The 12,659-nt window shown below is 41.6% G+C and carries 14 protein-coding genes; all 14 read right to left on the bottom strand.

Going from position 1 to position 12,659, the window contains the following annotated elements; translation table 11 throughout:
• Positions 1-92: 92 nt before the first annotated feature.
• A complete protein-coding gene (locus NFR46_RS05145) occupies positions 93-3,725 on the bottom strand; it encodes a phage tail tape measure protein (RefSeq protein WP_251575285.1) in 3,633 nt (1,210 codons plus the stop codon).
• Positions 3,726-3,763: 38 nt separating this feature from the next.
• Complete coding sequence (locus NFR46_RS05140) at positions 3,764-3,940, bottom strand: hypothetical protein (RefSeq protein ID WP_251575283.1); 177 nt, start codon at positions 3,938-3,940, stop codon at positions 3,764-3,766.
• 16 nt (positions 3,941-3,956) lie between these two features.
• On the bottom strand, positions 3,957-4,394 hold the full coding sequence (locus tag NFR46_RS05135; RefSeq protein ID WP_251575281.1) for a hypothetical protein: 438 nt from the start codon (positions 4,392-4,394) through the stop codon (positions 3,957-3,959).
• A 50-nt stretch (positions 4,395-4,444) separates the two neighbouring features.
• Positions 4,445-5,035, bottom strand: coding sequence for a phage tail protein (locus tag NFR46_RS05130; RefSeq protein WP_251575280.1), 591 nt, complete (start codon positions 5,033-5,035; stop codon positions 4,445-4,447).
• Positions 5,036-5,052: 17 nt separating this feature from the next.
• Positions 5,053-5,433 (bottom strand): DUF806 family protein, encoded by a 381-nt coding sequence (locus NFR46_RS05125; RefSeq protein WP_251575279.1) that lies wholly within the window; start codon positions 5,431-5,433, stop codon positions 5,053-5,055.
• Positions 5,434-5,438: 5 nt separating this feature from the next.
• Entirely contained in the window at positions 5,439-5,888 is a 450-nt protein-coding gene (locus tag NFR46_RS05120) for a hypothetical protein (RefSeq protein ID WP_251575277.1), read from the bottom strand.
• Positions 5,889-5,893: 5 nt separating this feature from the next.
• Complete coding sequence (locus NFR46_RS05115) at positions 5,894-6,259, bottom strand: phage head closure protein (RefSeq protein WP_251575276.1); 366 nt, start codon at positions 6,257-6,259, stop codon at positions 5,894-5,896.
• A gap of 148 nt (positions 6,260-6,407) precedes the next feature.
• Positions 6,408-6,743 (bottom strand): head-tail connector protein, encoded by a 336-nt coding sequence (locus NFR46_RS05110; RefSeq protein WP_251575275.1) that lies wholly within the window; start codon positions 6,741-6,743, stop codon positions 6,408-6,410.
• Positions 6,744-6,757: 14 nt separating this feature from the next.
• Positions 6,758-7,939: a phage major capsid protein gene (locus NFR46_RS05105; protein WP_251575273.1), complete on the bottom strand. Its 1,182-nt coding sequence runs from the start codon at positions 7,937-7,939 to the stop codon at positions 6,758-6,760.
• A 2-nt stretch (positions 7,940-7,941) separates the two neighbouring features.
• On the bottom strand, positions 7,942-8,721 hold the full coding sequence (locus tag NFR46_RS05100) for a head maturation protease, ClpP-related (protein ID WP_251575457.1): 780 nt from the start codon (positions 8,719-8,721) through the stop codon (positions 7,942-7,944).
• Positions 8,699-9,901 (bottom strand): phage portal protein, encoded by a 1,203-nt coding sequence (locus NFR46_RS05095; protein WP_251575272.1) that lies wholly within the window; start codon positions 9,899-9,901, stop codon positions 8,699-8,701. Before NFR46_RS05095 ends, NFR46_RS05100 begins: the two co-directional genes overlap by 23 nt.
• 6 nt (positions 9,902-9,907) lie before the next feature.
• Positions 9,908-10,102, bottom strand: a complete 195-nt coding sequence (locus NFR46_RS05090; RefSeq protein WP_251575270.1) for a DUF1056 family protein — start codon at positions 10,100-10,102, stop codon at positions 9,908-9,910.
• Complete coding sequence (locus NFR46_RS05085; protein ID WP_251575269.1) at positions 10,092-11,987, bottom strand: terminase large subunit; 1,896 nt, start codon at positions 11,985-11,987, stop codon at positions 10,092-10,094. The genes NFR46_RS05090 and NFR46_RS05085 overlap by 11 nt, the downstream gene beginning before the upstream one ends.
• Positions 11,987-12,466, bottom strand: coding sequence for a phage terminase small subunit P27 family (locus NFR46_RS05080; protein WP_251575267.1), 480 nt, complete (start codon positions 12,464-12,466; stop codon positions 11,987-11,989). Before NFR46_RS05080 ends, NFR46_RS05085 begins: the two co-directional genes overlap by 1 nt.
• Positions 12,467-12,659 lie beyond the last annotated feature (193 nt).

Raw genomic sequence — 12,659 nt, 5'->3', positions numbered from 1 at the left:
TCCCGATATATAGCCAGATGTAATCGCTCGTTATCGTTCATGTGTCCGAACAAATCTGCTAAACCTGCCATTAAATTTCAATCCTCTTTTCTTTAATACGTCATTCCAAAGGTTGCGGCGTTGTGCATTGCTTCCGTATTATCACGAATAGCAACATCTTTGTCGTAACCTTGGATTCCTCGTGTAGCACTGATTTGTGTTCCTTGAGCTTCGTTAATCTTCGTAAGAGCACCTAACAAGGCTTCTTTCAAGCCACGCACTTCATTAACAAGTTGCTCAGTTGAAGCATTTCCAGAGGTTGGCTTACCTGTTCTGTAATGATCAATAATTCCTGCAAGCTCATTAAATGCATTACCTTCTTGACCATCCGCTAGAGGAACAACCATTTCAGGATAGCCAGCTTCACCGACAATACCTGGAGCAGTAGCTAAACCGCCGTTGGCAAACATTGGAACGCCTCTCAAAGCAGCATCCATGTTGCTCTTCTTCCAAGCATGTGCTTTATCAATCAGAGCTTCGTAACCTTGAACTTGACGATTATACTTATACCAATCTTCGTCAGTACCTGATTCGTCACGAGCTTCAATTGCATCCATCTCTTTCTCCCAAATCTTTTGGATCCGGTCGTTCATCTGCTTAGTTAGCTTCTTTGAAAGCTCTCTAAGTTCGATTGTATGGATTGCAGAACCGTAATCATTGATACCAGAAGCCCAATTCATAAGTGCTTGCATTCCGGAACTTGTACCGTTAGCATAACCAGGCATCAGCTTGTGAGCGTCATCCCCGTTAATGATTTCAGCACCCTTTGGCAAAAGTGTCATAAAGTCACGTTGGTTAGGAAAGGCAAAAAGCCGGTTCTGATAAAACATTAATTCACGCCAGTGGTCGGTCTTAGAATCGTTAACAATAGCTAGTTGGTCACGGTCAATTGGACCAGTACCGTTAGCAAATCCAGGCAATGAAGCATGAATTTCACCAACGTGTAACTTTCCAGCCATCTTATTCCAGACGCCTTCTAGCTTTTTAAGTCCGCCGTTCAGTGGCTCAAGCAAAGCATGAACCACCTTATTAGCAGCACTCTTTAAAGCGCCCCATGCTCCAGTAATCGCATTGGGGATGTCCTTAGTAAAGAAATTGCCGACCGTTGTAACAACGGAGTGAGCGTGTGTTTTAACAGTATTAAAAGCGTGTTTGACATGTCCACCAACACCGTTAGCCCATTTTCTAAAGCCGGGAACGTTGTCATATAGCATCTTCAAACCGCCAGCAACTGGATTGACGATCATTAAAGCAAGATTGCCCCAATTCTTTTTAATCCAGTTAATAGCGGCACCAAATCCTTGACTAATAGCACGTCCAATTCCGTTTACAAAGTTACGGAATTTCGTATTATGCTTGTACAACTCATAGAAGCCAACCGACAAAGCTGTGATAGCCGTAATTGCAATACCAATTGGATTAGCAAACATAAATCGGATAGCAACACCAAGGCCTCGGAATACTAGTTGTAACGCCTTACCTGTCAAATTGACCTTGTTAAGACTCGGCACTAAAATACCTAAGCTTCGTTTGAGAGATGCAAGTGTTGTAATCGCTTTAGTTAAGGCAAAAGCACTAATAAAGATTCTTCCAAACGTCTTAACAGCTTGCTGGTGTTGAATCATAAACTGGATTACGTGTTCGGTTTGTTGAGCAAAATTACGAACACCATTAGCTAGTGCCTTCAAATCCTGTTGACCTTGCTTTGAGTTAAAGAACTTAGCCATTGCAACAGCGCCATCTCTTAGCGAAGGTAAAAGCTGTTTACCTAGCGTCATTGCAACCGCATTAGCTGCTTCTTTAAATTGATTAAATGAAACTTTAGCTGATCCCGTATTCTTTTCAGCCAACTTAGCAACATAGCCTTGGCCTTTGTACGAGTTCTGAACCTTCTTGTTCAAATCACCAAGTTGTTGACTGTTTTTAGCAAGAATTAAGGCAGCTGATTCACCAGTTGACCCGAAAATTGCCTTGAACAAGGCACCTTTTTGCTGAGCATTAAGATTACTGGTGTGCTGGTTCAACTCCGCCATGATTTCATTAATCGGCTTCATTTTTCCAGCTTTATCTGTAAAGTCTTTAGTTGACAACCCAATGGCTTTCAATTGCTTCTTAGCACCAGCAGTTGGAGCAATCAAAGAGTTAAGAACTTGACGTAAACCAGTACCAGCTTTGTCAGCTTCAAGACCATTGTTAGAAAGAATACCGATCGCTGAAGCAGTTTCACCAACACTATATCCAAGTGTGTGGGCTTGCGGTCCAGCATATTCCATTGCAATACCCATCGAATTGAAGTCAGTGGCCGTCAGATCAGCAGCAGAGGCCATTTCGTTAACAGCCTGCTTGGTGTTACGCATCATTTGAGCTGTGCCATCAGCTTTAAGTCCAAAGGCTTCCAAGGCGGCAGTCGAATTATTAACAACATCAGTCAATGGTTCACCAGATGCAACAGAAGCCTGCATCATGGTTTTCATAGCACCCAACGATTGAGAAGACGTGTAACCACGTTTAGTCAATTCTTGGTAAGCATCGGCAATCTCTTTTTGTGAGATACCATACTGGACACTGTACTGTTGACCGTCCTTTTGCATCTGATTGACATTACGGATGGCTTCGGCTGATTGTTCACCGCCCGTTATGAGCAAGTTCTTTGTTTGTTGATAGCTGTTTTGAAGGTTAGTGGCTTCAACAGCACCTTTACCTAACGCAGCGCCGATACCAGCAACGGCTGGAGTTGCAGTAATAGCTGTAGATTTAACACTTTGAAATGCTGAACCCAGGCGAGTTTTAACAATGTTTGCATTGTCTTTTACACGCACTAAAGCACGATCAACACGATCAACCCCGGTTGGTTGAAGTCGTGAGACTGTTGAGGACATCCCCAGCATCTGTTCCTTAGTCTTGGCGATTGATGTAGCAGTTTTATCTAGTGAAACTTTTTGTTTATTGTAAGCTTCGCTAGATTTATCAGCAATTTGATTTAATGCTGATTCTTCCAATTTGTATTGCTGACGGAGGTTGTCTAGTTGATTTTTAAGGCCATCATAACGAGTAGTCGTAGCTTCTGCTTGTCGTCCTTCAGCTTGCAAACGTTGAACATGGACATCAGTGGCTTGATTGATTTTGTTATACTGCTTTTTTAAGTCGCCAAGACCGCTACTGTAATAATCCAATTGACGTTTGGCATCATTCCAACGTTGAGTATCACGCTGGAGCTTAGCTTCTTGAATACCAAGTTGACGGTTAGTGGTTTCCAACTTAGTACCAACATTAGTGATAGTACGTAATTCCGTGTTGTACTGCTTGAGTTGTTCACGTAGCTCTTTGTACTTATCACTTGTCCGACCATTGGCCTTGGCTTCTTCGTTCATTTCCTGAGTGACACGTTCGATATTTTCACGTGCCGCTTTCTCTTCTTCGTCTTTATTCTTTGCAATTTCCAGCAAAGAGGCTTGACGATCACGAAGCTGGCTAATAACTTCCTTTTCACGGTCTAAAACCGTATTCAAGCCATTAACACGACTAGACCAAGCACCCGTCATATCACCGGCTGATTTTAGCGAGTTATACAATGTTTGACTTGAACGATCAACAATATTAATACTGCTTTTTAAGTTGTTTAGCGCTCGCTTGGCCGGGCTAACGTCTACTCCAATCTGAGTAGCCATTATCATATCAACAGCCATACATTCTCCTCCTTTCTTTAAAAAATAAAGACGGGTGACTAGTATTTAGTCATTCCCGATGTTTCACTATCAGCTGATTCCTGACGTTCCGCTGTTATAACAGCGTTTAATCGCTTCAAATCAGTATTTTCATACGTTTCTAGCGACCAGCCGAACTCTTTAATGGCCTCATGTTCGGCCGCTAGTGACCGCTTCAACATGATGTCATAGTCCATGATTTGGTCATCTAGCTTATTTAGTAGCTTTTTTATTTCCGCTTTCGTTCGATGCTTCGGTTTGTTCTTCAAGGTTGCTTTTTAAATCTTGAATATCAGCCTCAACTTGTTCTTCTGATTTCCCTTCAGCGTAGCCAAGAATTTCTTGAACTAGAACTTGGCGTTCAATACTCCCGAGATTCCATAGCTTCTTAGCGTCGGCATCTGACAAATCAAGCATGTTCTGAATGAAGTCAAGTTGACCCTTGATCATCTTCATCCCAGATTCATAAACACCAACAGCATTCTGAGCGTCATCTATAACACTTTCAGACTTCTTTAAGCTTTGACGCATGGTGTCGGCTTGAATCTGTGATTGTGCCTTTTGATACTCAAGCGCATGGTAAGCGTCAATAGTACGTCCTTGAACTTCATAATCCTTATTTAAAACTGATACGTGAACAGTATGTTTCATTTATAAAACCTCCTAAACTAAAAGCTAAATCATGGACTGATTGATATTTATTACTGTGCCTTGTCAGCAACAGTGCCGTTGTCTGCACCTGCTTCAATATCTTGTTTTGGTTCGTCCCAACCTAACAAAGTGTAAACAGATGAAGCATCACCACTTGGAACGTCCTTAAATCCAGACAATCCACCAAGCTTATCATCTTGAATAGCACTAAAGTCGATAGCAACCGTGGCTAGATTCTTCTTATCAGTGTTAGTCTTCAAGCTCAACTTAGTGTAAGTGGCATTAGCAGACGGAATAAATACGCAACGATCCATATTAGTGTTGAACAAGTGCGTAATAGCAAGTAATCCAACAACTGGAAGCTTTGCATCATTTTGTGGAACATAAACATTGTCCGATGTTTTCTTCCATCCAACAATTTCACCTAACAATGGGAGTGAAATACCATTAACCGTTACGGTTGCACTAGTTTTAGCGCTACCCTTATACGTTGCTTGCTTGATATCAGAACCCCAAACGTCGTTCAAAGCTCCATCAAGATCCTTAAATTCAACATCAGTGGCACCGTTGTCACCACGGCCAACTTCATACGTGCCACTTGGTGTATGGAATACAACCTTCTTTAAACCTTCAAGAGACATATTGTTTGTCCTCCTTTTTAATCATTTACTACTTTTGTTTGATATAAATACATCGTTACGGTCAGCTGATGCGTCTCTGGATCGTAGGTGTGGCCATGAGTTTCACCAATTTCCCAACCAGCATTTTCAAATGCTCGATACAATGAAACCTCCACATTATCAACACTTACAGAGGGATGCAAAGCATAGAAGACTTGCACCTCAACCTCTCGTCTTAACGTGTTGAAATGATTAGAACCATAGCCACCCAAATTTGTGTTAGCATCAGTGATTAAAACCAAAGTCTGATTGACATTTTCAACTTCTTCAGCAGGAAGATTGATAGTATAAACAGCATCTATTCCGTCGATTTTGGCGGTCTCAATAACGTTTTTAGCGTCAACTACAGCTAATGCCATCACTATCAGTCCTTTCTGTTCAAAATTTCGCGCCAGGCTTCTTCACCAGCCGCCTTCATGGCTGAATGAATCGCCGAGTCATTGTAGTAGTTGGTGACAAAATGGTCACCAGTGACATGCTTGGTTCCATCATTGATGAACTGCATGTTTTTTGCGTGATAATGCTTTCCCCAACCAACCAGCATTGTCCCGTTCAGCTCATTAACATCCTTAGCTCCGCCCATTCCAAGCGGTGCCATGTGGATGTCATCAGCAGCGTGTCCAAACACTTTATCGTCGTGGGTTGTCCGGTGTTCCTGGTTAGTTAAGTCAGTCAGACCTTTTTTGTATACTTCCGCTTGTGCCGTTGTGATCCGGGTTTTGTCAGCTAGAGTCATCTTAGACGTCTTTTTAGCCAAATCTGTATCAACCCAGGCTCTCAACTTCTCGCCAAGCGTGTTCTCAAAATCAGCCAAGACCGTCACCCCGCAATCTTTTCAGTGTGCTTTAACGTCAGCAAATCAACAGAATCATAGCTATCATCATCAACGGAATAGCTGATAACCTCGTAGACATCACCATTGATTTCGGCAAATAATGATTTCATTTCTGCCAAGGCTTTGTTGTGCCGAATAGTGATAACAATGCTATCAGCATATTCTGTTCCAGCAACCTGTGCCTTCTCAGATAAAGTTTGCTTCTTTCGTGCAAAATGCAGACGCTTGACAGCTTGAAATTTGGGAATATTAGCTCCAGTGTTTGGATCTAACATTGATTTTGACACCCCAAACTCGCCAACGTGACGGAATTGGTACGTTTGGCGATATAATTTACCTGAACGTGCCATCAAATTCCTCCTTATCACACGCCTTGTCCTCAAAATGTAAAACGTTTAGCATCCCCGCGGAGGCGCTGAGGTTTTAGAGATACTATAGAACCAGTGCGGACTTAATCACTTCGTTACTTCATTCCGGGTAGTTCTTTGAATTACATTTTTAGTTATCGTTGTCGTCGCTCATCGTTGCATATACACCACGAAGTTGAGCAATAACGCTATTAACCGTTAAATCAACCTTATAGGTTGGTACAGCAGAAATTGCTAGCCGATTCTGATAAAAAGTGGCAGCTAAAGAAAGAACCGCTTCAGTAAAGAGCGGTTTCACTTCTTCGTTGTCATAAAATCCATCTAAATCAGTACCAATCGCATTACGTACATAACGGTCTGCTGCGTTGACGTAAAGTGACAGCAACTTATCATCGCTATCATCGTCAAGATATAGCATGTTGTCACGGACTTGCTGAACTCGTGGATCTACGTTGTTGTCACTCATCGTTCACACCTCGATTACTTAGCAGTGTCGGTCTTGCCAGAAGCGTCAGCCGTAGTTGGTGCTTGGTTTGCAACCGTCTTGAATGAAGCAGTTGCCCATGCACCGTCGTCGATAACTTCAACATCGAACCGGTCAATAACACGTACCTTGGTTAAGTCATGTTCAAACGAACCAGCACCAATGTTAGTGGAAAGCAATGACATGTGTTCACGGTCGAATAACGTAATACCTTGCTTGAAATCACCGAAGTAAAGCGGATGAGCACCCTTAATATCAGGTAACCATTTGTCAGCTACAACAGTGATATTCTTTCCACCGATACGGTAAACGTCCGGTTGAGTAACATCTGGTTGGATCATGTAACGACCTTCAGCATCCTTAACCTTGCTCAAAACGTTAAAACCAGATTGGTTAGTAACGAAGCTTGAAGTAGTTTCAATTGCAGGGTCAAGAGTGTTATTTTCTAAGTCCTTGATGTCATCAAAGCTTGCAATCGTTGGCTTAGCTGATGGCTTACCCATGGCGTCAATGATCTTAGCGTTCCGAGTAACCGTAACCTTCTTAGCAACCCAGTCAGATAACCATGCTAAGATGTTTTCAACTGAGTCCTTCAACAGGCTATTAGTAACCGTTTGAATAGCTGCATAACGGTGAATTGCGTACTTGATAAGAGTTAATTCAGGGTCATCCATATCAGGAATAGCAGCAGTTTCGTCGTCAAGGTCGACCATTGGCGTAATGTCTGAAATCTTTTCATAAGTCCGTTGACCGGTAGTGGTTGAAACAGATTCAACATTGACCAAGTTTTGCAAACTAGCGAACTGACGAACAAGCTTGTTAATAGCGTATTGAATGTCAGTTGGGATAGTTAATCCACCGTTACCCTTGCCAGTCGTACCTGAAGTGACCATGTTCTTGAAACCTTCAACAAACTTAGCTTCAACGCTCTTTTCCTTGTTGTTTAGTGGCTTCTTATCTGATTCCTTCATGTTTTGAACTTCTACAGCCCGTGCTTCGTCTAATTGGTCCTTCAAAGCATCCCGACGAGTCTTAGCGTTATCACGCTTAGTCTTCAAGCTAGCAAACTTTTCTTGGTCAAAAGAATCATCAACCAAAGCAGTGTTAAGTTGGTTGTCTAAGTCAGATACTTGCTGACCAGCGTTAACCCAAGCATCATTTAAAGTGTTAATATCCATAATTAATTCTCCTTTTCAGTAATGTTTTTGTTTAAAAGCAAAGCCAGCTTCTTGTCATATAAAGAAGTTGGCTTATTTTGTGAGTTGTTTTGTTGTTTCTTTACAGTTTCCTTAGATTTATCACTATGCAGTAACATCATAAACTTCTTAACCGCGTCCTTTTTAGGAATGCTGTGAGTAGCAGCGGCGACCTGTAAAGCATCCTCGTGATCGTCTGTGTCGTCTTCATCGTCATCATCATTGTGGAACATAATGCCATTTGCAAATCCTTTATCAACGGCTTCTTGAGCGGTCATCCACGTTTCATTTTGCATCATCTGTAAAATGTCATCACGCTTTAGACCGGTCTTATCAACATACGCATTAACAATTGATTGGTCGATTGAATCCAACACTTTTGCTTCGTGCGCATGATCATCAGCGTTTCCTTGATTTACAGACCACGCTTTATGAATCATCATTTGAGCAGTCGGTGACATGTTGACTTCATCCCCTGCCATTGCAATAACAGAAGCAGCAGATGCAGCCATACCGTAAACGTTAACCACAACTTTTCCATCATAATTACGTAACAGCGTATAAATTTCACTACCAGCGAAAACATCACCACCACCAGAAGAAATATCAACAGTCAAGTCTTCAGGTGTGGTTTCGTCATCGTCAGAATCTTGTAACACATCCCGGACAGATTTTGGTGAAGTACAACTCATACCAAAGAAGTTGTACATCCAAGCTGTGTCATCATCGACAATGTCGCCATTAATCGTCATCTTCTTCACTATCAGCACCCCCTTTCGTTGAGATTACTTGAACCGGTTTAGCTTGTGTTTGAGTAACTTTAGCTTCCGGTAAGTCATCAGGTAAGTAACCAAACTGTTTGAGAACATATTGAGCCTGGTTTTGAGCTAATGTTCCATCTTTTTGCAGTGTATCAATCCGAGAAGCAAGACTATCACCCAACGGATCGATGGAAGACCGCAAGTCAAGATGAACGTTAGAGCCAAGTTTATTCCTCAATTCGCTTTCAATCGCAGATGCAAACCTATTAAGTGACCGGATATATTGACCTGCAATCATATCAACAGATGATTGTTGGTCACCTGTACCGTTCAACATGGCGTCAGACACACCGTAAACCTTAGCAATTTGGGCTGATGTCCAGCTAACTTGACTCAAAAGCTGAGCCACGTTGCTCTTAATTTCAAGAGGTGTGTAATCTTCCAAGTCGTCCAGCACAATTGGACCGTTTTTGGACGATTCGCTCTGTTTCATAAATTGACGAGACCGTGAGGCTTTTTCTTTAGCATTTAGAAGACCTCCACCCTGGATCTTTAAGACACCAGGTGCAATAAGAGAACGTGCGAGTGCTGATAACGTCAATTCATCAGATTTATCCTTGATTTGTAGCTCATTAACTAGGCTTTGAAGTGGACTAATTCCTGTCTTTCCGCCGTTTTGTGATGCTAACCGGATATGAATGACGTTTGTTTGTGGTACAGCCTCCATAATCCCAACATTTGGTTCGTCAAAATTGATGTTATAAATCAGCCCGTTGCCATTTTCTAACAAGAACGGCTGAACTTGTGACGGCCGTAAATATTCCCATGTCTTGTCTGTTCCATTACGATTACGCCAACGATAGGCAAATGCCTCACCGCCGAGTAACAGCTGAATATACATTGACTGCCAAAATGCATGAGCATTTGATGTTGAACTAGGATTATCAAGAATGCCTTGAGCTCGTGGCTGAGAAGCTTTCAACGTCCCATTAGCCAAATCAGATGATAGTTGGAAAACGATAGAATAAATATCAGAGTTCTTTATAGCCGTGGATGCATCAACATACTTGCTTTTTCCTTGTGGGTCCAAGAAATGAAGAATGTCTTGATCACTGGCAATGCTTAACGCACCTCCATTTGGTGGACTATTACGACCACCACGATTAAATTTAATCAATGGCAAAGATTATCACCCCTTTCTGTTGATTGAACTGGCAATCAGTTCCGATAAAAGCGCCAAGATTAACAAGGCGCCCGCCACTGAAAAGATTCCAGCAATAAAATTAAGCAAGAAAAAACCGCAAACGGCAAAGACCATTGCGGCAACTATACATATGACGTCAAAATAACGCCAAATTGATTTTAAAAGTGTTTTAATCATCATCTAACAACCCACTTTCTTGACTATGAAACCAATCTTTAACCTGTTGAGCCGTCATTCTTTCTACTTGATGGCTCTTGTCGTTGGTGTATCCATAATCTTCAAAGTGATACATTCCTTGATATAAAGCATCAATCAAAGCATCAACAACATCAATCTTAAACGTTGCGGCTGCTTTCGATACTTGAATACCAATCTTATCTTCGTAAATTTGAGCGTTGGTTAAAGCTTTTTCTAACACAGGATCATCTGGAATGGAGATGTTTCCTTCAACAAACAGCCTTTGTAAATACTTGGTTGGATCTTTTAATTCACTAGTACGTTGTCTAATTGGTTCCAATGGATAATCTGTGTTTAGTTCCAACGCTTTAATGATTCTATTAACACCCATTGAGTCATATCCAAAGAAAACAACGTTTAAATTGTTTTGTTCAATGTAATCCGTCAGCCAGGAGTAAACCTGGTCGGGGTTGATTAACCCTTCTTGATGACTAGTGATGGTACAGAATCCTTTTTTAGCAAGCTCTCGATAATTCATACCGTCTTGCTTTTCCTTAGCTTCAATAGATCCGGCTTGTTGCCAAGGGATGAAGCTGTGTTGCCAAGCATAGAAGCGCTGAGTTCCGTGTTCATCCGTATAAGGGATGACAAAACCAATACCGGTGTTATCACTTGCCATTGAATAGTCAAACCCAACGTAGACTTGATGACCGCGGATGTCGAAGTGATCAAGTTTTGCCTTTTGAATATCAGCATATTTTAGGAAACTATCAGCACTTTGTTGCGTCCAGACGTTCATAGTTTTGTTCTGAAAGTCGTTAACAATGCCTTTCAACTCGGCTTTGTTCTTTTGATCGTTCAAGTCATACATGAACGAATCGCGCTGGCCTTTCATTGCAAGTAACGGGTTTGATTTCTCCCAAGTTTCGGGCTTATACATTTCGTTTTCGTCATCTTGTGACCAATCAAGCACCAAATAAGTATCTGCATCACGCTTATAATCTTGCTCCATTGATTGAATGACACGCTTCTCATCCAAGTGGAACGGAACCAACGCGTCAGGATAAGCAGTTGAAATCTGAATAAATTGCTTTGACTTAACACCAAGCGCTTGACCTGATGTAATTTTGTTGATCTTTGTATCATCGGAAACTTCAGGATCACCAGCTTCATCAAGTATTGCTGTTTTAAAATGGAATGAGTCGTATTGCCCTGATTTATAGGTAATAGCACGAATAAAACCACCAGTATTTGACAAAGCAATCTGGTCAGCTTGTGAGCGTAACGTCTGCAAGCTAATTCCCAAGTCATCCATCAAAGAGCCCCAAGGTTCTGTCTGGTGAAGGTATAGCAACATGCTTTTAACATAGCCAAACAACTTGCTAGTTTGTTTGTAGTTAATAGAACTAACCAGAAAGTCTTGTGAGCTTTCGTTCATCGCTTCAATCAGCACACTGTAAACAGTAATAATTGACATTAAGTAAGTCTTCCCGTTATGACGAGCAACTGAAATAATAGCCGTTGTAAAACGCTTATCACCAAGATTGTTCCGCCATCCAACCAGCTGTGTCAGAATGAATTTCTGCCAAGCAAGTAGTTTAACAGGTTTATGTGTTGCCATTTCAGGACAAACAGATGCAAAGAGCAAGATGCGGTTAGCTTCGTCCACATCATAGTGATAAGGAAAAACGTCCGTATCTTGACGTTGAAGATCTCTCAAATGACGAAAGCAAGCAAGTTTGATGTGATAACCAGTAACTATCTTATTATCCATAACATCAAAGGCGTATTTTGTACCTGCATCGCGGTATTTTGATCGAATATCAGACCAATCAATAGATTCATAAGCACTATTAACGTCATGCGTTTTAGTTAAATCAATTTTCACTAGTTATCACCACCCTTGTTCTTGTTAAAGAATTGCTGTAGCTGCTGAGCAGTTGATTTCTTCTCTTTCTTTTCACCAGCTAGTTCTTGCAACTCTTGACGTGATTTTGGTGACAATCCAAGTTGTTGACCAAGCTCTGTCATTTCAGCAGATGCATCCTTCTTTAATCGCTCCATCGGGTTTGCTTGAATTCTAGTGGTTACCTTATCAATCACCTTGCCGGTGTTGTCTTGAACGTCTTTAATGATCTCGATTTTCTCACCATTTTGTAAGATATCGTCATAACACTTGCGGTATGTTTCGTAAGCAATGCAATAGCGCTCCACCACGTGAGAATCAATCCGTTCAACTTTTCCAGTTGAAATCAGATATGGAACAATTTGACGCCAACAAGCAGCAGCAATTGGGCCCAAATGACGTGGTGGTGATTTGCTCAGTTGCCCGTTATTTTGCTTATAATAAACAGTTTTTGGCATCATTTGAGCCTCCTTTAATTGATTTTACGGGCATTTTAGGCCCCGTTGTATTTAATCGTTGATTTGGCGGGCATTCTAACAGAGCCCCTGCCGGTAAAAGTTTGTATTCTATGTTGTGCAACAAAAGTCGAGGGCAATGTGTGCGCTCTTCTTTCAAAGCCCGTGAGGCGGGGGGATCAAAAAGTTTTCAGCAAAA

The sequence above is a fragment of the Limosilactobacillus agrestimuris genome, assembly GCF_943193105.1.
In the GTDB taxonomy this organism is placed as follows: Bacteria; Bacillota; Bacilli; order Lactobacillales; family Lactobacillaceae; genus Limosilactobacillus; species Limosilactobacillus agrestimuris.
The sequence above is the reverse complement of the archived record's forward strand: the minus strand, read 5'-3'. Positions and strand labels throughout refer to the sequence as shown.

Coding starts and splice junctions, on each gene's coding strand:
- NFR46_RS05080 (WP_251575267.1), bottom strand. CDS start 12,466: ATGATGCCAAAAACTGTTTATTATAAGCAAAATAACGGGCAACTGAGC.
- NFR46_RS05110 (WP_251575275.1), bottom strand. CDS start 6,743: ATGAGTGACAACAACGTAGATCCACGAGTTCAGCAAGTCCGTGACAAC.
- NFR46_RS05130 (WP_251575280.1), bottom strand. CDS start 5,035: ATGTCTCTTGAAGGTTTAAAGAAGGTTGTATTCCATACACCAAGTGGC.
- NFR46_RS05135 (WP_251575281.1), bottom strand. CDS start 4,394: ATGAAACATACTGTTCACGTATCAGTTTTAAATAAGGATTATGAAGTT.
- NFR46_RS05140 (WP_251575283.1), bottom strand. CDS start 3,940: ATGGACTATGACATCATGTTGAAGCGGTCACTAGCGGCCGAACATGAG.
- NFR46_RS05125 (WP_251575279.1), bottom strand. CDS start 5,433: ATGGCATTAGCTGTAGTTGACGCTAAAAACGTTATTGAGACCGCCAAA.
- NFR46_RS05145 (WP_251575285.1), bottom strand. CDS start 3,725: ATGGCTGTTGATATGATAATGGCTACTCAGATTGGAGTAGACGTTAGC.
- NFR46_RS05115 (WP_251575276.1), bottom strand. CDS start 6,259: ATGGCACGTTCAGGTAAATTATATCGCCAAACGTACCAATTCCGTCAC.
- NFR46_RS05090 (WP_251575270.1), bottom strand. CDS start 10,102: ATGATGATTAAAACACTTTTAAAATCAATTTGGCGTTATTTTGACGTC.
- NFR46_RS05105 (WP_251575273.1), bottom strand. CDS start 7,939: ATGGATATTAACACTTTAAATGATGCTTGGGTTAACGCTGGTCAGCAA.